Annotated in this window: 17 protein-coding genes and 1 pseudogene; 3 read left to right on the top strand and 15 right to left on the bottom strand. The window is 50.8% G+C overall.

Annotated features, from left to right (window positions below):
• Positions 1-51: 51 nt before the first annotated feature.
• The 11 genes and pseudogenes from ACEW8J_RS07660 to ACEW8J_RS07610 all read right to left on the bottom strand — a co-directional run bounded on the left by ACEW8J_RS07660 (position 52) and on the right by ACEW8J_RS07610 (position 14574).
• A complete protein-coding gene (locus ACEW8J_RS07660) occupies positions 52-1494 on the bottom strand; it encodes an MvaI/BcnI family restriction endonuclease (protein ID WP_373491048.1) in 1443 nt (480 codons plus the stop codon).
• Between the two features lie 139 nt (positions 1495-1633).
• Positions 1634-2050, bottom strand: coding sequence for a phage terminase large subunit (gene terL, locus ACEW8J_RS07655; RefSeq protein ID WP_373491047.1), 417 nt, complete (start codon positions 2048-2050; stop codon positions 1634-1636).
• A 12-nt stretch (positions 2051-2062) separates the two neighbouring features.
• Positions 2063-3376, bottom strand: a complete 1314-nt coding sequence (locus tag ACEW8J_RS07650) for a hypothetical protein (protein ID WP_373491046.1) — start codon at positions 3374-3376, stop codon at positions 2063-2065.
• Positions 3376-5895 carry an ATP-binding protein gene (locus ACEW8J_RS07645; protein WP_373491045.1) on the bottom strand — a complete coding sequence of 840 codons (2520 nt, stop codon included), beginning with the start codon at positions 5893-5895 and terminating at the stop codon, positions 3376-3378. Before ACEW8J_RS07645 ends, ACEW8J_RS07650 begins: the two co-directional genes overlap by 1 nt.
• A gap of 407 nt (positions 5896-6302) precedes the next feature.
• Positions 6303-7381, bottom strand: a pseudogene (locus ACEW8J_RS07640) (transposase).
• Positions 7382-7438: 57 nt separating this feature from the next.
• Complete coding sequence (locus tag ACEW8J_RS07635) at positions 7439-7552, bottom strand: integrase core domain-containing protein (protein WP_373491073.1); 114 nt, start codon at positions 7550-7552, stop codon at positions 7439-7441.
• A gap of 225 nt (positions 7553-7777) precedes the next feature.
• Positions 7778-9625 carry an ATP-binding cassette domain-containing protein gene (locus tag ACEW8J_RS07630; protein WP_373491044.1) on the bottom strand — a complete coding sequence of 616 codons (1848 nt, stop codon included), beginning with the start codon at positions 9623-9625 and terminating at the stop codon, positions 7778-7780.
• Between the two features lie 125 nt (positions 9626-9750).
• Complete coding sequence (locus ACEW8J_RS07625; RefSeq protein WP_373491043.1) at positions 9751-10644, bottom strand: hypothetical protein; 894 nt, start codon at positions 10642-10644, stop codon at positions 9751-9753.
• The gene (locus ACEW8J_RS07620) at positions 10641-12128 is read right to left on the bottom strand and encodes an ABC transporter substrate-binding protein (RefSeq protein WP_373491042.1); all 1488 of its coding nucleotides are present in this window, start codon (positions 12126-12128) and stop codon (positions 10641-10643) included. The genes ACEW8J_RS07625 and ACEW8J_RS07620 overlap by 4 nt, the downstream gene beginning before the upstream one ends.
• Before the next feature lie 21 nt (positions 12129-12149).
• Positions 12150-13076, bottom strand: a complete 927-nt coding sequence (locus ACEW8J_RS07615; RefSeq protein WP_373491041.1) for a radical SAM protein — start codon at positions 13074-13076, stop codon at positions 12150-12152.
• Between the two features lies 1 nt (position 13077).
• The gene (locus ACEW8J_RS07610) at positions 13078-14574 is read right to left on the bottom strand and encodes a hypothetical protein (RefSeq protein ID WP_373491040.1); all 1497 of its coding nucleotides are present in this window, start codon (positions 14572-14574) and stop codon (positions 13078-13080) included.
• Positions 14575-14842: 268 nt separating this feature from the next.
• Here ACEW8J_RS07610 and ACEW8J_RS07605 point away from each other — a divergent pair, with 268 nt between their 5' ends.
• The 3 genes from ACEW8J_RS07605 (at position 14843) to ACEW8J_RS07595 (ending at position 16839) form a co-directional block, all read left to right on the top strand.
• Complete coding sequence (locus ACEW8J_RS07605; protein ID WP_373491039.1) at positions 14843-15019, top strand: hypothetical protein; 177 nt, start codon at positions 14843-14845, stop codon at positions 15017-15019.
• Between the two features lie 109 nt (positions 15020-15128).
• Positions 15129-16088: a hypothetical protein gene (locus ACEW8J_RS07600; RefSeq protein ID WP_373491038.1), complete on the top strand. Its 960-nt coding sequence runs from the start codon at positions 15129-15131 to the stop codon at positions 16086-16088.
• Between the two features lies 1 nt (position 16089).
• Positions 16090-16839 carry a hypothetical protein gene (locus ACEW8J_RS07595; RefSeq protein WP_373491037.1) on the top strand — a complete coding sequence of 250 codons (750 nt, stop codon included), beginning with the start codon at positions 16090-16092 and terminating at the stop codon, positions 16837-16839.
• 96 nt (positions 16840-16935) lie between these two features.
• Here ACEW8J_RS07595 and ACEW8J_RS07590 read toward each other — a convergent pair whose 3' ends face one another.
• From ACEW8J_RS07590 to ACEW8J_RS07575, 4 genes are read right to left on the bottom strand one after another with little or no spacing between them, the layout of a single operon-like run.
• Complete coding sequence (locus ACEW8J_RS07590; RefSeq protein WP_373491036.1) at positions 16936-18609, bottom strand: NERD domain-containing protein; 1674 nt, start codon at positions 18607-18609, stop codon at positions 16936-16938.
• Positions 18609-20444 carry a DrmB family protein gene (drmB, locus tag ACEW8J_RS07585; protein ID WP_373491035.1) on the bottom strand — a complete coding sequence of 612 codons (1836 nt, stop codon included), beginning with the start codon at positions 20442-20444 and terminating at the stop codon, positions 18609-18611. Before drmB ends, ACEW8J_RS07590 begins: the two co-directional genes overlap by 1 nt.
• A complete protein-coding gene (locus ACEW8J_RS07580) occupies positions 20434-23580 on the bottom strand; it encodes a helicase-related protein (RefSeq protein WP_373491034.1) in 3147 nt (1048 codons plus the stop codon). The genes drmB and ACEW8J_RS07580 overlap by 11 nt, the downstream gene beginning before the upstream one ends.
• Complete coding sequence (locus ACEW8J_RS07575; RefSeq protein ID WP_373491033.1) at positions 23577-25448, bottom strand: UvrD-helicase domain-containing protein; 1872 nt, start codon at positions 25446-25448, stop codon at positions 23577-23579. Before ACEW8J_RS07575 ends, ACEW8J_RS07580 begins: the two co-directional genes overlap by 4 nt.
• Positions 25449-25598 lie beyond the last annotated feature (150 nt).

Here is a 25598-nt window from a genome sequence, read left to right as displayed (position 1 = left end):
CCGAGCAGAGCTTGCTGAGGCGGGTTGGCGCGTTTGCGATGTCTGGGAATGTCAGATGAAAGGGAAAGAAAGATTGCCTTTCGAAGCAGTGCTCTCCCGTTGTTCTGAATTTCTGGATGGCAACGCGTCGAGATTGTCCGTGGGCGGTGACGAGACTGTGTGCATTTCCGACGAAGAATAGAGAACGCGCATCGCTTCTGGTAAGTCACGTGCATTGATTCGCCACTGCGGCCTTACCTTTGCTTTTCCGTCTGAATATATCGTGTGAGCAGGGTCATGAAACACCAGTCCGCTGTCGATTGCACGCAGGAGTTTCCAGACGTCCGTGCCCGATCCTGTTACCCAGTCAGAGGCATAGCGGTAGTCCTTTACCCCTTCTCTGCCATCGCGGTTTTCAAATTTGAGATACAGGGCGTTGGCATGCTTCGCGTTCCAGCAGTTAGCCATTTTTTCAACCGACCAGCCTGCCACTACCGCGCCCTTTCCCGGATCAAAGAGTTCAACACCGATATCATCAATATCACCGAAGCTGTCCTTGACCCGGTCATAGCCAGCCACACGTAAAACAAAGCCTGTCTTTGCGTTTGGTTTTCCGGAGCGATACAGGCCGGTGAATCTCAGGGAACCATCGCCTTTTTGTCCCGGCAGGCCATATTGCTCCATAAATTCCCGGAAGGTATGAAGACCCTGATGGCCATAATCCGGAACCGGCGTCATCAAGCTTATCCTGCTCCCCGAGTAGCCCTTGATCTCGTAGCCATGCTTATCAGGCTTTTTGTCACCGTTTGCCGCAACGCCAAGCAGGGCTTCCAGGGTGTATCCCCCTCCCTGTGATCCCTTGAACGGTTCAATTGTGTCGCCTTTCTTGATCCGTGAACTGTACCAGCCGCCCGACACTATAGCCTCGATCTCCTGCCTAATAAGTTCAGCGGGATTCTTGCCCGCTTCGCCGTCAATCGAGAGAATATGAAGGACACCTCGTCCTCCGGCCAGCGGCAGATCCGGAAAGTTCGCAACAAGCGGGTCATTCTGCTCTGTGAGAACCAGGCCCACAACCTTGCCATCTCTGGCGGTCCCCATGACCAGAATACGCCTGCCATATTGTGCCTGATGATCACGGCGGAGAGCATCGGGAGGGTCATCACAGCCTTTTAGAAATCCCGACATCCGCACTTCAGGGTACTGGAAATAGTCGATGATCGTCGTACCGGGAGCATCATGGCGATTGCCATCCGGGCTCAACCAGGCGAAATCGAGACGTGCCTCCAGTTTGGGCTTACCGGTTTTTGATCTTCGCTTTGTCGTGCTTTCAGAAGGCGAACGGGCATGTATGGTAGCCGGGAAGATATTGGTGACCCCGTCCAGCCCGCCGCCCAGATATATCTGATTCTTCTCATTGTCCTGCTTTGGCGAAAGGTGTTTTATCCAGGCCGTGCGAACGCCCTGCTCTTCCAGAAGCTCTTTCAGCTGTTCGATCGTTTCAATGCCTGGCATAGGGTCGGAGGCTATCGCGAAACCGGTCCACTGGAAAGCGGGAGTTTAAAAACGGGGTCAGAGCCCGTCAACCGGATCGCTATATCATCCTGCGGCGAGGATGAATGCCGAATACCTGCCAGACAAATCTTGGACGTTCTCACCAAGGTCTTTTGCGATCCCGGATAACGCGCTTGAGCCTGCCAGTAGATGTTCGTTCCTCCAGCAACCTTCTCCAGTTGGGTAGCTGCCAATTGATAAACTGGGACAGGCTATCGACTTGGTCATCATGGCGGCCATCGGGAAATGCACGAAGTTCAGAGCACAATGTATCGAGCCACGGCGCATCTTGAGGAAGCAGCATATGGCCGGCCTCAATCTCACCGAGGCAACCGTTGACTCTTTCGACCTTATCCCCTCGAGGCGGGATCATAATGGGCTTGAATGGACCCTGTGCTCTGAACTCCTGATAAAGCGACTTGCCGCTATTGGCATCCTCGATCAGCACCTTTTCCGGTTTCCACTCCCGATAAAGCTGGATGACATTTGATTTGAGTTTCGGGTAGGCGTAATCCATCAACTATAGCGTCTAATGAGGGCGGAAGCTTACAATTGACGGTCGCGTTGAATTTTGAGCGCCGTAAGATGTTATTTGTATCAGCAGCTGTTCACGCAGTCTGCATACAGGCTCCCAATCGGCAAACTGGCTTGGTACCATAGAAAACTGCATGTGCGTATTGAATATGATCATAACGGGGTCGGCGAACCCGCCCAGAATAAATGGCGGTGTTACGATTTCGGACTTTGGCAAACTGCCTTCCCGACGCGCTGCAGTTGCAGAAACGATAAACCCCAGAACGAATGGGATCGGACCAATGCGGCTCTGAGCAAAATCACATTCAGCACCCACCCGGAGAGCACAGAACCGTCCTGCTGTTCTATCGGGCTTGTTTGCAATGCAGAAGATCTGCGATGGCATTGGCTTGGCGAGCATGTTGAACCGACCAAGCATGGCGTCATCTTCAAGTTCTTGTTCCGGCAATAAGGTTACGGCTCCCCAACTCCCGGTTTTCAGTTCTTCATTCGGTGATGCCGCCACATGCAGCATACTGTTTAAATGTGCCGCTTCGACCAACGACGGGGGCACCACGGTATCAATTTTAGTAACAGCAGATTTCCATAATTCGTCGCTTTGTGGCCTAATACGTTGGTTAGCGATTCGGTCAGAAAGAAAAGGCATAAGAGCGGCGTTTACCGCGCTGTAGGGATCCTGTTTAGCATTCTCTTTGCCGGCAGACTCATATGCGATACGGCTGAAAACTTCATCGAGCTTCCCTGAAAACCTTCCGACTGCCCGGTCCTCGCCGGTCACGAGCCCGCTGATCTCGGTTAATGTGGCCCCTGCCGCCGACAGGACTTCCCTCTCCCACGCCAAGAGCGCATCAAGTTGGGGATTTGCAGCGACCAAACCAACAATATCGTCGGAGAGGGCTTTGCCCCCATCCTTAGCTAAATATTTGTTCTTATCCAAGATCAGTACTGCGAGTGGGGCCTTTAGTGGATCAAGGCCTTTCTCAAGGTATTTCTCAAACTCTTCCCGATGGTTTTCATGACTGGTCCAAAGGATGATGACATAAGGTCCGCATCTTGGTTCAATTCCCTGTTCAAGGAGACCGATTATTACGGAACTCGCTTGCGAAATATCTGACGTTTTGCCGCCAGTTGTGAGATGTAGGTCCAGAAACAGAAGTCGGACGCCATTTAGCTTTGCCGAATCTATCCCGTGAACAGCGTCATATTGCAGTGGCAGGCAAGGTGCTCCTATACCCTGCAGGCAATCCGAGAGCTTTTTCAGTTCACCGGGATTATCATCAACAACTACATATCTCGCTGGCGTAAACATTAGCTACTACCCCCCATTTTGAAAGCCAAAGCAACCGCTGCACCGTTGAACTCGTCAGGCACATCGAAGTCGTCAATATCCGGGAACAAGAGTTCTCCATCATTCAGGCCCATCGCGAGGTTCGCATAGTATAAACCGAGGCCCATGCCATCTGGTCGGCGCGAGAAAAATGGCTCCACAAGCTGCTCCGGAACATCTCTGAATCCCGGGCCGTTGTCGGCGATAAGCAGGATGTGGCGACCATCATGGTCGGGCACGACATCCATGAATATTTTTCGCGAAACAGCTCCGCCGGTATCCGGTATGCCGACTTTTAACCAATGAATTGCGTTATCAATGATGTTTGTGGCTGAGCCGAGGGCGAGACCAAATGCAAAAATTGCATCGGCATCTTCAGCGCCCTCTTCGAGAATCGGGCAAACCAGTTTCACATCGTGAACCCTGAACCGAACTAGCGTGAGATCTCTTGCACGCATGGCAAGCAGCCTAAGCGAATGGGATTTTTTGTCACCCTTGCGCAGCAGCTGTGTTGAAGTTTCAAGTACGGCCTGAAGTTGCCCGACTTGGACTTTGATCTCTGCTATCTCCACACCGCCAGCCAGCGCCGCCGCCAGTGCTCCTATTCCCCGTTCCACCTCATGAAATACCGTAGCAAGGCCCACCTGCGATATTCCCGCCCGAAGAAAATCTTCTCTCAGCTGCCTGAACTCCGCTTCGACTTTTTTCAGCGATGGATCAATGTCAGGTAGAAAGCCTTTGCTACGTGCCACTGTGCGAACCTTTGCAATTGGCCCCGTGACTTCCCGATCGGCACTGGGTGCTTTGCCGGTAAGCAGTCTGATTTTTTGCTTGTCGATGCGCCGTTCGGTCTCGAAAACGCTGATGGCCCCAAGAACGACCTGCCGGAGGCGCCGGTACTGAGAGTTTTCTACAAACCCCTCACGATTGGTTTTCTCCCGAAGTCCCCCACTATCCTCGAGTTCAATGTCGATCAGTCCGAGGACGATATTCCGGCTGAGATTGCGTGAGGGGCTGTTAACCCGGCGCAGATCCAGACCGAGCCAGTCATCACCCGGTTCCCCGTAATTGTATATGCGGATCTTGTCGCGATAGACCCGAATGCCGCCGTTCTGATCGAGAAACCGCTCTATCAGCCGCGATTGCGAATATCGCGACAGGATTTCTCGATCCCGGTCAAACACGTAGAGCGTTCCCTTGACGGTTCCGATACCATGAATGGTCGCCTCGTTCGCGACCACACTAACCGATCGCTTCTTTTTTGGACCGGTAGTTATATCGAGATCGTCAGGTTCCCGTTCGGCAGCTATCTGTAAAGGCACAACTTCTTCAAGTGTTCTATTATCCACCTTCACACCGGGCACACCGCGAAACTCATACGTATAACTCAGCGCCCCACCATCAAAACTGAAATGGAATTTCCACGGCGCGCGGTCGAGTATTTCGGAAGCGTTCGGCATTTCGGAAATCCATTGCTGAAATCCGGGCACCTTGAACTTAATTTTAAAATCTTCCGCTTTCGAGGAAAACGGGGATGATATTGAGGTTACCTGCCGGTAGAGATCCCTAACCTCGGCCCGCGACCAGTCTTTTTGGTTCAAATCACCAATCTGTATAAGAGTGCCGGTATCATCTCCCTTAAATATCTTGGCCTTGCGTTCGGTCACCGTCACTGGTGCATCTTCGAGGTATCGCTTTGCCATCAGTTCCGACCAGTCGATCGAAACGACGCACTCGCGACTGCCGGCTGCACGTGTAACCATGCGCACTCTTTGCCCAAGCTTGTGGACGGCAAATCGTCCAACCCCTTTTTCGCCCAGAGGCAGGCGGTTGTAGATGGGTGATCGCCGGTTCTGGTGGCGGTCTTTTTCCCGGTGGTCATCTCCCGGCACAAGCCAGACATCCCTGATGGTTTCCAGCGACATCCCTTGCCCGTTGTCCTTGACCCTTATCCAGCTATCTGGAGTTCCAAGATCGCCTAGCGTAATTGAGACTTTGCTCGCATCAGCATCGAATGCGTTTTTAACCAGTTCGAAAACAGCGAGCTTGGATGAGCCAATAAGTTGGTCGCCTAGCAATTGCAGCAACCGCGCCCTTGGTTTGAATGCCTGGGTAACGTTTCTGTTGAGTATTTTTAATGCTCCGTCAGGCGTCAGTTCGTTTGCTTTAACGACGAAAAGCTGGTTCCCGATATTGCCAATGACCACTTTGTCACCCTCGGTAATCCAGCCAATGATACCCCTGCCCATTCGGACTTCGGCTTTTCGGCCAGAACCGACGCGGCGAGAGTTGTAATATGAGACAGCAAGTCTGGATTGGCTATCTCCAAGAGCCTCCATCTCGATAGTTTCATTGCTTTTTGAATTTTGCGGTAAAAAGCCAGCTGCAGTAATCGCCTCACGCTGTTCTAAGTTGGGCAGGTATGCCTGCTTTTCCATATCAGTAGCTGATACCAATTTGAGACCAAAGTTGTCAAATACAGACCCCCAGCCCTCTGTCATACTTTCTCAGCCTCTATTGTCATTAAGCGATACAATTTTATCGTAACCCTCTTATTGTTAACAGTATTAGGAAGGTAATGTCAGGGAAACGCAACCTTATTCTACTTTCGCTATTATCATACGGAGATTGACGCCTACGATCAGTTTGCCTTCCGACGGACATAGGCAATGTTGACGACGGCAGCTTATGTAGGATCAGGCCATTTTTCGATCACTGTATAGGGCGGACCAGCAGGGCGAGGCAAGATAGTTTCTGGAGCTGGACACCCGCAATAACTGGCGATGATGGCGCATTGTCGTCGCCGTGAGCCGCGTGTTGTTCAGTTGACAGTTTTGGTGCGCTTTTTAGCGGCGATTTCCCCTGTTTCGCGCCTTTCTCTCGGCGTTCTTGCGGATTTCAGACGCACCTACCCTGTGGCCGCCCGTCGTTCATGGAAGATCAGGCGGTCAAAATTGTAGGCGAGATTGGCGAGTGTGAGTTTGGCCTCTGCACGCGCAAGACCGATGGTGCGGATGAACAGACCATATCGTCCTTTCTGATGTGCGAAGACATGCTCGACCCTGGCCCGCACTGCTGACTTTGCCGCATTTGCTCTGGCGGTGCGCTCTGGCATGGCTTTGCCCTTGGGTTTGCGGTGGTGGATGCAGCTTCTGAGCATATTGCGCGCCAGCCACCGCTCGTTCTTTTGCGAGCGATAAGCTGTATCGGCCCATACATCACCGGCCGTGTTGTTCGTATCGATCACATCAGCCAGTTGGCGCCCATCGCTCTGAGCGGCCGAGGTCACCTTTGCCTTGCGGATGAACCCGTAGCGCCGATCGATGCTGATATGGGACTTGTAGCCAAACACCGGGGTGGCAATCTGCGGCAGCGGCGTTCCGTCAGGACGATAACGCACCTTGCCGCCGATCTTGAGCGTCCAGCGCGCATCGACATCCTTCTGGTGTGCCTTGGGCGGCTTGTCCGGCCAGATCTCATTGGCTGACTTGCCGTCCTTGACCGCGGCCTTCTCCTCTTCGGTGTTACGCTGCTTGGGGGCAGGAACCAATGTGCATCTACGATCTGTCCGCCCATGGCAAGATAGCCCTGCTCGCGCAGTTGCCGGTCAAACGCCTCCATCAACCGTTCCAGGGTGCCGCTCTGCGTCAGCCGGTTGCGATAGTGCCGGATCGTGTTCTCATCCGGCATCGATGCGCCCAGGTCGAAGCCGAAGAAACGCATCCAGCTCAAGCGGTCGCGGATCATGAACTCCATCCGCGCATCGGACAGATTATGCTGTGCCTGAACCACCAGCACCGTGAACATCGACACCGGATCAAATGATGGGCGGCCGCCCTTTGCGCCATTGCTGTAGCCAAGACCGTCCACCAGAAGATCGCGGAATCGCTCGAAATCAACCGTTCCATCCAGAACTTCAAGCGGATCGCCGTCTTTGCTCAAACGCGACAGGTGATCCGACAACGAAAACAGGCTCGATGGATGCATCACAAAACCCTCCTTCAAGCCAGCAATGAATCACATCAGTGCGCCAAAAGCGAGTGGTTATTGCGGGTGTCCAGCTGGCGGTTTGTAGCCCAGCGAGCTGTGCGGGCGGAGCGTATTGTAATGCTGGCGCCAACATCCGATCAGGATCTCGGCCTGCGTCATGCAAGAGATCCAGTCCTTGCCCATTGCCCGAAAGACTCGGGAACAGCTTTCGAGGAGGATCTTACAGCGAAGTCATTCTGGGGAAGGATATCCATACGAGGTAACGATACCGGTGATCTGGATACCAGTTTATCGCGGCTGATAGATCAAACCAAAACCGCGCTATAAATTTTGATTCTGGGTTGTTTCAAAACTGCAGAATAACGATTGCTCGGGATCTGCGGGCAATACCTATCAACCCTCGATTGGAATAATCTCGTCAGATAACAGAGACAAAAAGGAACTGTCATGTGAAACAATCACAGCGACTTTATCGCTACCGCGGATTGAATCTTCAATTACCTTAGAAATGGTAGACTTGGTCGAAAAGGGAACCCCGGTGTCAATTTCATCAAGGCACAACAGCTGGGGATCTAGCCACAAAGCAACGGCTAAGCTAATCCGCTGCAATTCACCTCCAGATACCTGATCGGGTTTTCGCTTAATGATGCTGAAATCATTGAGCTCCAAATTCGACATTAAACCCTTAAGGGCTTCAATACATAAATTTTTGCCAACCTGCTGTGTTAACAGCCTAATATACTCTTCTATGGTCCTCTTGGGGTCAAAAAACATCCGCGTGTCTTGAGGGATCAACAAACATATCGGCTTAACATTGTTTTTCGTAAAACGAGATATGCTGCCATTGGTAACTGTCTCATTGTCGGCTATAATGCGTAGCAATGTCGACTTCCCAATGCCCGATGGTCCGCTCACACCATATATTTTCCCGCGACAAAACAAATGGTGAAAATTCGGTAGCAGCAACTGCCGTTTTCCAAGCGCGGAAGACCGAACCGCGTGCCGATGAATAGAAAGATCCAACGCCGGTTCAGATTCAGCACTATCACCATTGTCTTTTAAATCGATGCTTGCGAAATCGATTTTGGATTCCTGTTCAATGAGTTCACCATTGTCCAATTTCAAAATCCGATCACAAGTATTTTCTATAAATTTGTGATCATGGGAACTGATCAAAATGGTCAGCTTTTCACTAGCCTCCATTGTTGCCTTCAGAAAAATCGCGAATAGATCTTTGTTTTCAGCATCAAGGGAAGATGATGGCTCGTCCGCCAGAAAAATATCGGGTTCTCTAGCCAACAAGATCGCAGCGGCTGCTCGTTGGATTTCACCGCCTGACAACGTAGACGAAGGCGCTTGAAATAATTCGCCTGGTTCTAGTCTCAGTTTTTTGAGCATCATCCGACAGCGGTTTTTGTAAGCACTGGCATCCGCCAAACCTGCAGCAATCGTATCAATTAATGATTCTACGCTTAACTGTGATGGAAACAAATCACGTGGATTTTGTGGCAGATACGACAATATCTTTTCACTATTTTTCGCAACGGAAGCGCGGGCAATAGACTCAATAAGAGTCGTTTTCCCGATACCTGAAGGACCAAATATGCCGACACATTCGTGATGAAATTCCAATAAATCCAGTGACAAGTTACCTTCAGTCTCGGATACATAGCGCGCATCAACTCGAACTTTTTGCCATTTTTCAGCGTTGTTCAACCGCTTCAAAATAATAAAAAGCATGATCGTCAAAGCTAGTGTCGCGAGCGCGTAAACCGAAAGAATTGGATCAACGGAGGCACGTTCCTTGGCCCGCCACAGAAGCGTGCCAATAGAGGGAGTAGAACGATCCGCCAGTCCCATGATGCCCAGAATAGCATCGAACGTGAGACTTAAACCAAATATGACAACGGCGGGATAATAAACCGAAGATATCCCATTCGGTACCACGAACCAAAAAAGGCGCTTATATAAAGACATTCCTGATGATCGCGCATTTTGCACAAAAGGAAAGTTTGAGATTTCCTGAAATCGCTCGAGTACGATTCCTACAGTGAATGGAAAAGCTACCAGAACCATAGCTATTGACTGACCGAGAAAGCCACGAATATCGATCGCCGAGAATATGATTGCGAGCCAAAGAAAAAGCGGGATAGTGTCCAATATGCGGGTTATGCCGTAAGCTATCCAGCGCGCCCAGCCAGATCTTTCGGCGGTCGCTATACCGGCAATCAGCAGGGGCATCGCAATCGCCACCATAGATATGACAGTAGCCTGCCAATACGATGTGAATACTGAATCTATCGTCGAAATTAACAAGTTCCGGTCGAACTCGTCCGTCGCTCTCAGAGCTTCTCCAATTTGTCCCACTACTGAGATAATTTCGCTCTTTTTGTCAAAGGTGCCCGTGACTGCTGTGACATCAAGATCGAGGACAACGGTCGAAGCACCGTGCCAAATAATCCGGCAATTATCACAACAGATGCAATCGCAGTCGAGATTGCAACCGTCAGATTCGGATCAGAAGTTCTAATTGCCCGGGCGGTAAGTGTCCCGATGCCCGAAACGCCAAACAAGGGTTCAGCAAGCAAGATACCGACCAGTCCCGCTACCACGATCCGATCAAAAACGGCCAATATACGAAACCATGCATTCAACCGGCTAATGCGATGAAGAGCAGACAACGAGAGTCCGTTCAATGCAAGCTTGTTAAAAAACTTCTCATTCAAAGTCTCGTGATAGAAACGTATCAACATTGCCGTAATCATTATGGCAAGTGGGAGGGTAATAGAAACTACCACCGCAGTTTGGGTTGCGATTGAGGAGCCTGCAAATGGTGTTAGAAAAAGAACGGGAGCAATAATAAATGGCACAATGAATGGCGGAAGCAATGAAAGCGTATCCGAAATGGTGCCAATATGCTCGCGCATCGCAGATCTGGCCTTCAACACCCAAAATGCCGAAAGGAATGCCAAGCATAATGCTATCACCAACGAGGGCCCTGTTTGGGCTAAAGCCATCGTTAACTCATTGACAACACTTGTGTTATCCAAGGTTTGCCCCAGATCGGCATGCATCAGTTGCATTGATCGGTCAAAGTAACCGACATGATCCCTTGATTCCCAGTAGTTTGCAATTGAAGCATCGTTACCCCCCAAAATACCCAATGCGACAGATGCTGCGTTCGGCAAAAAAGTTACCAGAAATGAAGTTATAGCATGCACAGAAAATATGACCGCAACACCTGTTAGCAAACGTTTCATCTATCGGCAGCCGTATCCAGTTTCACCGCACCAAAATCTACTTGCCCCGATGGTGAGAACATAAGGCCGGTAATCGAATTTCCTATGGCATCAACTCGATTCTCCCGGAATAGTTGAATCCAGTTGCTGTCTCGCTGCAACAGGGCGTCTAGTTGATAAACTGCCTCGGCTTTAGTGAAATCAATACTTTCGGTTCCGTTAATCGGCTTACCAAATGCCACAAAGGCCCCATTAGGTTCAAAGAACGAAGCCCAGAATTTGGGTGAGTGCATCGTAGCTTCCAGTATGACACAGGCTATATCGAAGTCACCTCCAACCAAAGCGCCAATAAATGAGCCCTTGTCCATACCTCGATATGCGAGTTTTACGGGTCCTACACTTTTTGGCAGCGTAGCTGCGATCTGGTCACTGAATGCATCTGGCTCGGAAAAAACCGTTAACTTTACATCGGGAAGACTCTCAATATCCAAGAGGGAAGGCGAAGATCTGACCAGTTGGCCGAAAACCGGAAGTGGGTGCGAATCCGCGATTGCGATCCCGTCCGATATTTCTTCAAGCCGATCACGGTCAATTTTTGTATCAAGCGCATCACGAAATGTCTTGATCTGTTGCTCTGAAAATCCTTTTTTTCGGAGGCTGGCTTCATTGATAACAAGAATACGAACGCGATCAAATGCCCGTGATTTCAATTCGAAATTCTGGCCTTTGCTGGACTTTACAGCCATTTTCAATAGCGGACTCTGGAGGTAAAGTACTGATAATTTTTCATTTTTCATCAACGCGGCGGCCTGATTATCATCAGCCACATATCTAAACCGCACGGATGCCAACCCAGATTCCGAATCCACTGGTGAAAGAAGCACAAAGGAATCCGGTACAATCTGCTCTACCTTGTAACGGCCTGCCCCGGGAACCACACCATAACTGGCCTCTGCGTTAACTGTTTTAGGTATGATCCATCCAGCAGGCCCTGAAAGCGCTTCTGCCAACCACGGCGCGTCATATGTTTGTCTGATTACAAGCTCATTTCCTGCAAAAGTGACGCCATCACATTCCACCTTGTCACCATCCGCAGATTGAGCGATCGAACCAAGGGACCAAGCCCATGATGTTCCAGGCTGCATGGTTCTGCAGATAGATGCAGCAGCATCCTCAGCTGTTAACTTACTTCCGTCGGAGAATTTAGCGCCGGGTCTAATTGTAAATCGCCAGGTCAAACCATCATCCGACCATTCGCTCGCAACCTCAGGTGTTAGCTGACCATCACCGCCCATACGGATTAGCGGCGCATGCAGAAGCGTGGAGATACTTCTGGAATTGATTTCGGCCAGCAATGGCGGATAGAGATTAAGAGCAAAGGATTCGGTTCGGAGCGTTATTTCACGCTCGCGGCTGACTGGCTGTTGCTTGACCAGCAACCATAGCCCTCCCGCCACCAAGAACGCCAACCCAACAACTATCAAGACTATCTTTTTCGAGTTCATCGCAAATTCCTCAAATATGGCTCAACGGTTCATCTGCCCCATGATCTCTGCCACTCCGGCATCCGGCATCCAGAACATATCTTCCTTGCTGCTGGAAGAGGATTTCAATATCTCCTTGCCAAAAGAACAACGGCCATCTGGCTGCATCCGCATAATCCCAGATGGCCTGGAAAGAATTCTTAATACAGCCGATGAAATCCTGGCGCCTTCATGGATTTCAAACTCATCGTCGGCCACCACGGAAACTCCATATCTAGCAGCTCTTTGGGAGAGCAAATCTATGGCCTCGATCCATTCTTCGTTGGAAACAGATGCATGCGGTTGGCCGAACTTGTCATAGCGCAGCATGGGCGAAATCGACCATAACTTGACGCCGGCTTGAGCCAAATGATCCGGAAGATCGAGCAATCGTGATATACCATTTTTGAAGTAGAGCGAATTTACAGCAATGCGGGCGACACCCCCTTGGCTGGTTAAGGTGCGCAAGCCATCCATAGCGCGTTCCCAGGCTCCTGGCGCGCGGCGCAGTCGATCATGAGCAACCGCAGAGTCGGCGTCAATGCTGACGGTCACGCCGGAACAATCCAATTCGCCCAGCAAGGCCGAATTTTCCTGGAGCCACAATCCATTTGTCACAATACCAGTTTCCGCGCCAACCGAAGCCCCCGTTTCCAGTATCGCCTTGGTCCATCGCATTGAACTCGGGGCCAACGGCTCCCTGCCCTGAATAGTAACGGCAGCAATTTGATGCTGGTCAGCAGCTTCGCGGATAAATCGGGAATAGTCCTCTGGCTGAAGGGATTCCATGCGAGTTTCCTCTCCCCTCCGGTCAATGAAACAGTATCCACACGCCATCCCACACCCCTGCGTTGCGGGCGTTATAAATGTTAGAATTGTCCCTTTTGCGGTCGGGTCAATCGTTGTCGTTAGAACTGCAACCGCGGCCATATCAATGCTCCATTTCTTCTTTATAGTCGTTTAGAATCTCATCTGCGGCGGGGAACCAGCCCTGAAAATCAAGGAATTCACCAATTGTCATTACCCTGACACCATAGCCGAGTAACATATCGGTTACGTCACGCCCTATCGTTCCTATTTTCAGCTGTTGATCCTTCTTCGTCACCTTGATTTGATCATCAAGCCGGGTTGCTGCAGCCACTAGAACCGTAAACATTGCGACCTGAACTGCTGGGGGAGCAGGAACTTCCGACAAGGTTTGCTCCTCAGCCTTGGCAGTGTCATTCGCCGATTGCTCTTCGTACCAATAAACAAAGTGGTTGGTTTTCAGTGCTAACTCACCTTGTATCTTGTCGAGCTGATCAATCTTATCCGAAATACATCCGCCAATTTTTTCTAGATCTTTATAGTCAATATTCGTTGCAAGGCAGACTTCCCGGTCACCCATGAGTTCCATGATTCTATCTACCCTGGCATTGTCAGCGACAGTGCCCGACAATGCTTTATACGAAATTAGCGCCTCCGGCATCAGCGCTTTAGTGAAAAAATCTTGACCGAAATATCCTTCCAAGGCCAATTCCGTTTCCGGTCGTCCAAGATTGACGGCAGGCATTCCAACCAGACAGATCGTGGAATTTTCTAGAAAAAGCCGGCGAAGGTCGGTCTCTTCATCAAGGTGTGCTGCTGAGCTTTTTCGAGTTATTTTGACGCCCTGCGACAGCGAATCCCAAGAATCAGCGGAAAATTCCATTGAAGGATCCGATTCAGGCGGGATCCATTTGGTCGCTAGTAGGGATAAAATTGCGGATGCTAAGCTGGTGATTGCCCGACGTACGTCATAAGCAGGCTCCCCACCTTCTCGGAACGGCGAGACATCAAAAATCCAGTTTGTCATTGGCAGCGGTCGCGATGGAGAAAATTTACTGGATCGGCGCAAATTGTCGAGCCAGCTTCCCACAAAATCTCGAAACGCTTCTTCGCGCTGATGGTCATCCGGACCGAGAATAACGCTACCCTGACTGGCAAAGATCCGACCAGACGTTTTATCCTCTGCCAAATTTGCCGGTTTGTTCAGCAGTCGTTCGACAAGTGAATCAACAAACTCCTCATTGGAAGTGACATCTTCGACTTTTGCTTTGTTTTCTGTCAATGGTTCAGCGAACAGCGTTGTCAACAGCATTTTCAGCTCATCATCACTCGGCCTAATCTTGCCCTTCAGCTTCCTGAAAAGGGATGGGATGGTCCGACCATTGTGTAGTTCTTTTAAATGATTCTCAAATACCTCCATCGTACGTCGCTTCGCGACATCCGGCCGGTTCTTGAGCCAAGTCTTGTAGCCAAGCGCGAGAAATGCTTCAGGCGTAGAATGCCAAAGTGAAACTCCAGCCTGATCCTCATACCATTGGCGCGCGTTGCTATCGAAATTTTCCCAAGTTTTAATCAACCCTACTGCTCCTTTCGCCACAGTTTGAAAGCCGTATAAATTCAATCCAGGATCCATGCATACCTAAAATAGGGTGCTATCCAACGGGCTCCAGCTCCATATCCCAAAAAGTCGGCCTGATCTATTGGTATCTTCCTAAATAGTATCTTGCTCTCTGAACCGCATTTTGCACGCTAATTCCTTTTTTGCATCATTTTAATGCAATATGCATTGTAAATAGATATTGTGTGCGCTATGAAGCCAGCATGAACATCGCAGAGGCGGCGATTTCCTCGCGGTTCGAGCCTGAAAAAATTAGGTTGGGAGACGATTGATGCGCGAAAAAGCAACGGAATTCCGCAATAATCCGACAAAGGCAGCAACCATTGCCGCTCGCAAATCCACAATTTATCTCAAAAGCGGCGATGATTCAGTGATTGAGTTCGAAAGCCTCACGGCCGCTGGCAATTATCTGATCCAACGCCGCCTGCTCGACCCTGGTCGCATTTAACACCGCTAAAGACCGTCGACTTGCCCCAAAGATTTCAACTCCATCCACCCCAACGGTAACAACAGACCAAAGAGCTCCTCCTCCTCTCTCAAACTGAAGGAATAAACTCATGAACGATATGACCCCAGTCCCGTTCGACCGCGATACGAACGAAGCCAAAGCGCATAAGGCAACTCTAATCGCGCGCGCGAACCGTCAGGCAGCAACCGTCGCACAAGCTGCCAAGCCGGAACTCGAAAAACACCGGTTGCTCGTTAACCGCCTCGATCATGATTTGTTCCAAACATCGGACCAAATTTTCAATATTAGAGAAACCATCCGGGCGACGGCACAAGAACGTTTTTTCCCGCACATTACCATATTGGCTTTCTGGTGTTTCGCTATTCTGATCCTAGGCCTTGAAGTCTCGGCAAATCGGATCGGCCTCGATCAGCTGCGCATTTCGCCCGTCAGCGCTTGGATAATTGCCGTACTAATCGCGATGTTGAGTTTTGTGGTCTCAAAGTATTCGGGCCGGATGCTCGCGCAGCGTCCATGGCGTGATGGAAATTATGTGCCCATATTCATAGCCTTTTTGAGTTTTGCGCTTTTGATCGCTGTCCTTTGGATGATTGCACAAGTTCGGTCGCTAGATCCAACAACCGTCGGACCGCCGCTTTTCTACTTCGCGCTGCAGCTTGCTGGCTATCTTGCGGTTCTTACCTTGGCGTATTGCCAAACAGATCCAAATGCGGCTCGCGAGCAGCTAACTATGCGCCTTGATGACGAAAAGCGGCGGTTCAATAGTCAGTTAGACAAACGGCTCGCTGTCGCACAGCAGCATAACCAGACGCTCGCGCGCGCGTTGCTTCAATATGAAACAGCGATGCATTCCGCTCAGGAAGCTATGGCGAGTTATTGGGCCGCAGTTATTAAGAAAGCGCCATCCGACCCTGCTGTTGGCTTCGATCCAGTTATTCCGGCGACATCCTTCCAGTTCATGCACCTGGGTGAACTGCTGGACGAACAGCCTCAAGGTCTCGACGACATCATCAGCGATCCGTTTCGCGCCAATCGTAGGGTTATATGATATGAAAACTTCTCGGCGTTCATTCTTGGGGATCGCAGCGACAGCGATCCCCCTCCAACTCCTCAACGGCTGCGGCATGTCGCAAGACACAAACGCGGCAACGGTTGTGATCCTGATCGATCATAGCGACACGATCGCACCGCAAGATAACGAGCTGTATTTACAGTCGATACAGTCCGTTAGCGATGGACTACGGGGAGGAGATCGAATTCTCATTGCGCAAATCGGCAATTCGGGGCGCGCTGAATTCTTACCTGTTTTCGATCATACGGTGCTGCAGACGAACATCCGCCTTGATCAGGAAGATGCTGTTACCGCCGCCAAGGAGTTAGTCACCGCAGCGATGCCCGGCCTGTTGCGGCAAAAAAATGTTAAAGGCACGTTGCACACCAGAATTCTCGAAACGATTGCCGCAGCATCACAGGCATTCCGTCACAAAACCGATCATCGTGACCGGATAATCATTCTGTCGGATGGGATCGAAGACAGCGCGTTAGCTGATTTTGATGGGAGTCCAACGGACAATGTTGCGAGCATCGTTGAAGCTGATTTCCCTGAACTCTTTAAGAAGCTGCAGGCGGCGGACTTGCTGCCCCCGCTTCCCGGTGTGCAGCTGTCCATAATCGGTGCCGGTGGTAACAATTACGCAACCGTTCAGCAATTCTGGCAACAATATGCTCTTCGCATCGGCGCGACCGTTCGAGATTATGGTCGTCTTCCCTATCGGGATTCCCGACGACCCGCACTTTAGAAATTGTGACAATATCCATGGTCACTTTGGCTAGACCAGGAAAACGGAAATTTTGGCACGGGCATTGCCAATGGAAACGATTAAGATGGCTGCCGTTCACCCTGATGACCGCAGCCAAGTCATATCGACCGCAGATGCAACGACCGAAAGAAATGTCCGCGGTCGGGAAAAACCGACATAGGCCAGTTCCGGCCCGTCCAGATCAGAAGCCGCTACCAGCAGAATTATTGCCGGTCGCTCCAGTCCCTTAAAGCGGCGCACGGTATCCAAAACGATTGCTTCTGTGGACATGTCGTCACAGGAATCAAATGCAAAATCTGAACGGGCCGCAGTTTCGCGAAAGGCTTCGATCCAGCTTGTTGAAGGAAAGAGCATCGCGATATCTGTTGGCGCAACTTCTTCCTGATAAATGAGCTGGCGAAGTTCCGCATGCGCAGCTTTGATTAGGCCTTCCCGGCTATTGTCTTGTACCCATTTGACCGCCGGACCATCGGGACCAACTGCCTCAATTGCAGGGCCATCATAATGAACTGAGGCTGCAGCGTGAATGGCACGGGTATTTCGCAAATTGCGTTTCAGCCGAATCGGAATCAGATCCAGATCTTTGTCTGGAACAGGTTCTGCAGAATAAACACGCTGATTTGAATCCGACAGCACGCGCAATTTTCCAAAGGGAACAAGGCTGGAAGATATGGCGATCCACCAGTTTGATCTGAAGTCCTGCCCTTCATCCACCACAATGGCTTCCCAATGATCCTGAGGCCGCTCTTCCATTGCATCAATCAGCGCAGAAGGCAGAATATCCTGATAAAACGACGGATCGCTTGGATCACGCGTCAACTCGATTCCAGCCCGTTCGGCCATCTGACCACATATTGAATGAAAACTGGCTACCGTCAGATTTTCAACACCGGCAAGCCGCCGGGAAAGTTCAGATGCCAGTGGTTTGCTATGGCAGGTAAGCAAGGTCTTTTTCCCGGATCGGGCCAGTCGTGCCGCCTCTTCCACCGCTAGTACAGTTTTACCGGTACCAGCACCCCCGCGAATTTCGGCACGCGCAATATCTTCTATATGATCAAGAATATGAAACTGGGTGGGTTCGAGGACACCCATCGCTTCTGCGGCATCATCCATAGCGGCAGAAACACTGAAATGCAGATCGAAAGGACTGGCCAGTATGTGGGTTAACGCGGCAATGCCATCCACGCCCAAAGGTTCCTTTGCAGAATGATTCGCCCCTTCGGCAAGCCGCTCACCAATCCAGTCACGCAGTCCATTTGCAAGCTGGTGCGAACAGCAAAATATTTTGGCCGGCTTGTCTGCCCCAAGATCTCGAGGTACGGAAACCGCACCAGGGAAGATAACCCCGTGACAAATGTGAATAAAGCGCTCTTGCCATCGTCCTGAACGCTTCAGCTTTTTAAGAAGCTCATACTTGGCACTTCTGGCTTGCTCGACCGGATTTTTGATTTTGTGGCGAAACTGGTTGATATCCGTGCTCCACCATTGATCCGCTTCAGGGTCGTATGAAATACCTCCACCTTTAACCTCGATCGCCAAAATACCAAGACGCTGGTGAGCCACGAGGAAATCACATTCCCCGTCCTTCTCAGCACCCAAATGATCCACTCCCAACCAGGGGCTCGAATAGAAAACGGAAAAACTGTCATCGAGCACTTTCTGCAAATGCTCATAAACCCGTACTTCCGCACGGCGCCGTCGATCCTCGCGGATCGAAACCGGTAGCTCACGGGGCCACATTGTCGCCATCAGACGAGTTCCAGTAAATCTCTGAAGAATCCTGTATCCGAATTATCAGGAGTACCGATTAGCAATCCACGATCCAGGAAATGGTTGAACGTTTCGCAAGAAGTTTCAGGGGCAAGCACACACCCATGACAAGCTGAATGAGAAAAGCTCGCATGTGCCGCCATCATATCTGTTATGCAAAGGGGATCGCTCGAGCACCACTCCATCGCCAGCAATGCTCTGGAAACAATACCGGCTATTCTGGATGCCTTCCCCTGCCGCTGCAGCCCACCCAAAGTCCCGTCAGAATCCGGTGATGCCGTGTATATTAATATCCCTGCCATTGGATCTTCACCGCTATCAGCATAAATCCGTTCCTGAAGCGAAGCGCTGGAATATCCGCATTCCAGCGTCAATTGGCGCATCATTGCATGAGCGAATGTATGACAAAGCATATATCGCGGTGAAATTTCCTTAGGCGGATCCTCTTCTTCCCCGTGCCGTGATTTCCAATCCTTGACGTAAAGTGCATTACATTCAGCGGCACGTTGCATCACCAGCGGCTGAGCTTCCCAATCTGACAATTTACTTTCGTTCAGCGAGAGGAAGATGCCCTCGCCCCGAACTTCAATCGCTGGAAGCCATGAAAGTTCCTCTTTCGACAACCGGGCTACTTCCGGAGATGACGGATCACCCGGTGGATTTATTCGGGTGAAGCCCGTTATAGCTCGGACTTCCCTCAAACGAACCGCACGAACAACAGTGGATATCCATGGACGGATCTTTTCCGGGACGGATTCACGTCTGATCTCGAATTCAAGATCCTTGTCCAAACGGTCTCCAGGATCTTCTACAAATTGCCTGAATTCTGCCGGGCGCAGGTCATCAGTATTTATTTCGGTATATTTCTCGACCCGATTTTCAATTGCGGCGGCAAGTTGTGCAGGCGTCATTTTCAGCTCGTCAAGAACCGGCCGCAGATCACCCTGCCCCATCAATTCTATGAACTGCTCTCTTTGAGTTGAATCAACATTGACCAATGTATCCCAGAATGTCCCAAGGCATTCCTGCAAACGATCAGACCATGGCGGGATGCTAAGCGCTGACTGGGTCACTGCAAAATACAGATTCGATGCACCGCGCTGAACTGCGACGGGCTGCTGAGCACATGTTTCATCACCATTTGCTAGCCATGGCCGCCTGCCCGCACATCGCGAAAAGTGTTCCCATGTCTGTTTTGCAAATATTCCATCCATGGGTCTGGATGCCTTGCATTTTGGACATCGAAGCATGAGGCCAGCGAGGCCCGCGTTTTCAGAACGCAAAATCAGCGATCCATTCCCATTATCACATTCTGGCTCATGTCCTACCCACCAGTGCCAGGGGAATTCGTCCACATGGCCTCGAGGACAAGCCATTACAAAGCGCACCGGAATTACAAAAACTTTCCGGCCACCCGGGTTTTTTGCAGTACAGTCCGGACAATATCGATAGGCTTTGCCTGGATCATCAGACCAGTTTCTTACATGTCCGATAACGTCACATGATGGACATTGAAGCCATTGCGGAAACCGCACCGCAACCAACCTTCGGGGATCGGGCTTCTCATCTTTTCTCCGCTGCTCAATCACAGGGGGAAGACGAAACCCCTGAACTCCCAGTTTTTTCTGAAGCCGCGTTTCCCTGACCGTCTGAGTGTTTGCCATGCCCGCCGGAGGAAATGACCTGTCCCACTCCTCCAAACCAGCAGCCATTCCCGAAATTGGAGCGTTGTCGGCACGGAAATCGACAACCGAACCGGGTCCAAACCCCGAAACAACTGCGCTACGACGCAGGTCCTGAAGGTCATTCGCCATCTTTTTTTCCTTGTGTACTCAGCACCGACGCCAGCCGAAAGGGGGTTCCTGCCTCAACGTTTCTCATCGAGTTCAAGGTAGGCCATGCCGCCCCGGGTTGACGTCCGAGCGCCTTTTTCCATGCTGCTCGTTCCGCACTTTGCAGTAGCGATTGTGTATCTTTGTAATCCTGCCAATAATGGACAGGCTGGCGAGCGTTCCAAGTATGCAGCCGTTTTTCAAGCTCTCGTCTGACGGCTGTTTCTTCGGGATCAATGCGCCTCGCCCGCTCGACAATAAGATCGACAAGTTCATTTGCCCTGGTCAACGATTCGGCATCAATATCAGGCCGGTCAAGCATATCCGGAACAAGATGGCGAACGGCGGCAACCAGCGCCGCGTGCAGTGCTCGGTCTCTAGCCCGAGACGCAAATGGCGTTACGCTGGTTGCTTCTACATCGCGGTAAAGCGTCTGATGCCAGCCGGCAAATGTTTCGAAATGGGACCTGTCACGTGCTTTGGCGTTATTCAAAATCGCCACAACCAACCCGCTTACCGATCCACGCCCTACTCTGCTGGTAGACTGAATATATTCAGCAATCGTTTTCGGTTGACCATTGACAACCATCAGACCCAATCGGGGTATATCAACTCCAACGCTAAGCATGTTGGTGGCCAGAACCGCGTCGCGTGAACCCGTTTCACCTACCCGGATTGAAAGCTTCTCGAGCATATCAAGAATTTCATCCTGTGTTCGCCGCGAAGTAAGTTCGTCTACATTCTGCATCGGACGGGCTTTTTCCTTTCGCGCCTGGGCGATTAGATCGATTCCGTCGGTGACGTCGTCTTGCATCAAAACCAGCGCGCCGCCTAGCTCCCGAAGAGAGTTAAAGTACCCGACCAGCGTCCAGTAAGGGTCGCTTTTTTTGGGCGAGTCAAATGCGGCCATGGCTGACTGGAGCAGCGAGGCAGCCACTGCCTGCAACGTAAATTTGGCGGACCGGCCTGCCGTTGACACACCAATGTAGCGCCTGCCTTTCGATTTCAAATCATGGACAGCGAATCCGGAATCATCGTGGTCAATACCTGAGGGAGGAAACTGGCATGCTTCGCGATCAAATAGATCCCGCACTTGTTCAGTTGCTCTTTTGATGGTTGCAGTAGAACCAATGACTTTGGGTTTATGTCCGCCCGACGAAAAGAGAAGATCAAATGCCGCCTCATAAGTGCCCGCTACGGTCCCCAGCGGGCCTGAAATTAAATGTAGCTCATCCTGAACAACAAGATCTGGCGGATTTCCAACTCCGATTCCAAATAGCCCGTTTGTGTCTGGATTTCTGACAATCTGCGCGAATTTGTCGACTGTGCCAACCACCAGTGTCGGCCGCTCGCGATAGACATCATCATCGACCGTCCAGACAGGAAGATCACCGAACAAATTGCACTCTTTATTATTACATCTGGCAATGACAGGAGCGGTTGTACTTTCCTGTGACCAACCTATCTGCGAGTGGCAGCACGGACAGTAGGTAAGTTGTTTCGGAGAGGCTACGTCCCTCGCACCATTCAGAGATGCCCAGGCTACCTGCAGCCGGTTGGGGGTCGCTTCACCACCTACCCAAAGTCCGATAGAAAGCGGAGCATGCCCCTTCAGGCGGTCTTCAAAAGGTGTTTTGATTTGACCGGTCCGCATAGCCTCACAAGCAAGAATCATTGCTGCTGACCGCGCGAATTGCTGTGTAGTAAGCAGCCGAAGAGTATACCGCATAATGGCTGCAACGCCGTCTCCATTACGTTGATCAGAAACCCTACGATAGAAGGCCACCAGCGCAATCAGCGCAAGATAGGCCTCGGTCTTACCGCCGCCCGTTGGAAACCAGAGAAGGTCCATGGTCGCTCTGTCTTCATGATCTGGAATTGCTGAAGAGGAAGCGCTGAGAAGCAGGAAGCCTAACTGGAAGGGCCGCCACCTCAGGTCTCCCCATTTTGCTTTTTCCGGATCCCAACCATGCTGTATATGCATCGCATAGTTCGCCATCTGAAAAGCCGACCTTAAATCACGATTATCGCAAACTTCAGAGACTGATCTTATTAATCGGTCATGAACTTGCTTACATGTTTTGATATTTTCCTCAGCCACCAGCTGATCGGAACGGGAAAGGCCGTCCAGCTTTTGCTTTTGGAGTTCGATCCAATCTGCGTAACAACCGCAAAGTTGATTCAGCGCTTCGCGTAAATCTTTCTGGTCGGCCAACGCCAGTGCGCGAGCACTAAGCGGGTCAACAGAAACATTGCCTTTGCCCAACTTTGAAAAAACAGCGTGCCCGCCATTGTCAACACCAGACAGGATCGAAGAGGGCAACCAGGACGACTGGATCCATTCAGTTGTTGCATTTTCAGGTTCGGCCCAGATAGCTGAACAAGTGTGCCCGGCAGCAAATTCATGCGAATTGCGAAAAAGAAGAGCCGCAGATGCCTCATCCCGATCATTATGATCAATCGAAATACCCTTGCGCGGCGGCTTTGGCACCAATATGGTTCCAGTCAACGGGACTATTTTCAATGATATCTGAAACATGGTCGCCATTTCCAGTTCGTCACGCCCTTGTCCCGGATCGGATCCGTTAATTAGCGAAACCGTTGCGAGCTTTCGATCACCTGCTTCAATACAGCGAATATGCAGCTGCGCTCCTAGAGCGAGCGGATTATGCTCCCTCAATTCAATCATCCGGTTGCCGATCGACAGATCGACAGCTTCGATTTTCAGATTCACCGGGATCCTTTGCCATTGCCGCTTGGGTTTTTTATCACTTTCGAGCAATTGGTAGCGGGCGTAATTGCACTGTAGCCTTATTTGAGCATTCGTTTGCGAAACCAGGCAAAAGCTAATTCCAGCAACTGAAGGTTTCTGAATTGATGAAATCGGGACGGATGTCGCATCTGACTCTTTGCCATCATCAGGCCCTGATGTTCCTCCGGTCGCAAGCGTATCATCATCTTCACCGGACATCTCTGTTCGTTGCGGCCACAAAATACCCGTCAGGTAAACATCGGAAGGCCGGTCTGTCAGCAGTTCCTTTGTCTCGCGTGGGCCCACGAGGTCTTCTTGTAATCTCTGACTTAACAGGTCGCGTTCGGGAGAGCCGTCAGGTTTCATTTTCGTGCTTTCCAGAATTGTGCGCGGGTGAAAGCAGCCACTCGCGGCGCCAGGACAAATCCGGATTGAGACCATGGAGCATGCAATTTCTCCCTCACCAGATCATCAGAGGCTATAACAAGCGTGCGACAACCCAAGCCACGCACATAACGAACGCTGGATGGGGTGTTTATTTGAGTACCAATTTTTTTGGCCATACGTTTGGCAATTTCCCAAATATCATCACGGAATCTGTCGCTAAAAATTGCGACTTGCAAACCTTCATCCTTACTGCTCAATCGGAAATTCCATCCAAAATCAGCATCAGAATTCAGTTCAAGCGCCATGATGACACCAGCATGACGAGCCAGCCATTTCTGTGACGTCTCCGCTTTCTGTAAATCAATGTTGCTGGTCCCGACTAATCCTTCGATTGAGAAATCCTCGCTGCGGCCGATTTCGATCATTGCAGCCGGTTGTTTGTTTTTCGCAGCCAACCGACGATAACATCTGCCGCTTTCCAGTCTCGATCCCGGATATTTTGATCCTGACCCAATATTTAGAGTGTTTCGAGCGCGTGTCGACCCCACGAAGAGAACGCGGGTTTCCTCTTCCTCTTCCTCTGGAGAGTCAAATTCATCCATTCCCGATACCAGCAAAAAAACGTCATCCGCTTCTCGCCCTTTACTCGCGTGGATCGTGCCCACAACTGGCCCTGGAAGACCATATTCGGCATCGGCAAGCTCTACCGGCGCACTGGGTCTGGCAAGAACCCGACGCAGAAGTGAAAGCTCCAGAGATCCATCCGGACTACCCCCGAGGCGTGTTAATTTGGCCCAAGCTTCATCCGGTCCATATTGCGGCGGTGAACCGGTTTCAACCCGTGATAACCATAGTTCGGAAAATTCATTTCGGTTGATATATGGCTTTAGCCAATCATGGAAACAGATTGCGAGCCAGGCAGGCAAATTCGCTCCATAGCCGGAAAGCCGCAAGCTGTGTGGTGCTGTGCAAAATTGAGATGCTTGCAGCGCTTCAGCTCGAGTGCGAAACAAAACGAGCGATCCCGCTGCCAGTTTATCGATGCCCAAAGCCCGCACCTTGAGTTGATTTCCATCCGCATGGGTGGCAATACTTTGGCGTATTCGGGAAAATAAACCCTCACCTTTCCCGCGTCCTCCGATCACCGTATTCCGAACATCGGAAAAAATGGATCGAAGACCCGGGGCTGAAGTTCGATGAATGTTATCCAGGCTCGAAGCTTCAAAACCATACGAGCTTTTCGCCCTCAAGCGTTCCAGTAGATCATCGTTTGCGCTCTCGCTTTTACAACTATCCTCCTCGGAAAAGCCGTAAATTGCCTGAGCCTCATCTGCAAAAACTGTCACTCCGCATCCGGGGTCCAGTCGTGCGACAATGGCTTCGACAAGTTCTGCGCGTTGCCCGACAAGATCCTGTGCCTCGTCAACTACCAGATGTTCAACATTTTCGAGATACTCGGCGATATCGCCGTCATTCTCGATCATTGCCAGCACACGATCAATATTCTCTTCGTAACTCCCGGTCAGGCTTGCAGAGGCATCATAGCCAGAATGGATCGCCCAAGCATGAGCATCCACTGTAGCAACTTTTACTGCAAAGGATGCATCACCAATGTGTCCATGGAGTCGAGCCCGAATTTCGGCAACGGCCGTTCGGGTAAAACTGATCATCCACACTTGCGATGGGCGCACCGATTGCGAATTTATCAAATGTCCTAAACGTGCACAGGCTACGGCCGTCTTTCCGGTGCCGGGACCCGCGTCAACGATTAATCGGCTAGCAACTCCTGCAACAATAACTGCTGCTTGAGATTCATCCCATTTCATTTCCTCTGCGGAAAGCTTCAATGCTCAAGCCCATGTATAAAAAATCGAATCATCAATACCCCCAGATTGCAATGGTCTCTCAAATATCCAGAATATTAGCAATAAATGGATCAATGCTGATGCAATATAGATACGATTCTTTAGTTTAAGTGCATATCTAAGAGGCTCGGA

Source organism: Parasphingorhabdus sp., from assembly GCF_041748495.1.
GTDB lineage: Bacteria > Pseudomonadota > Alphaproteobacteria > Sphingomonadales > Sphingomonadaceae > Parasphingorhabdus.
Note: the sequence above shows the minus strand (reverse complement) of the source record. Positions and strands in the feature narration are given on the sequence as shown.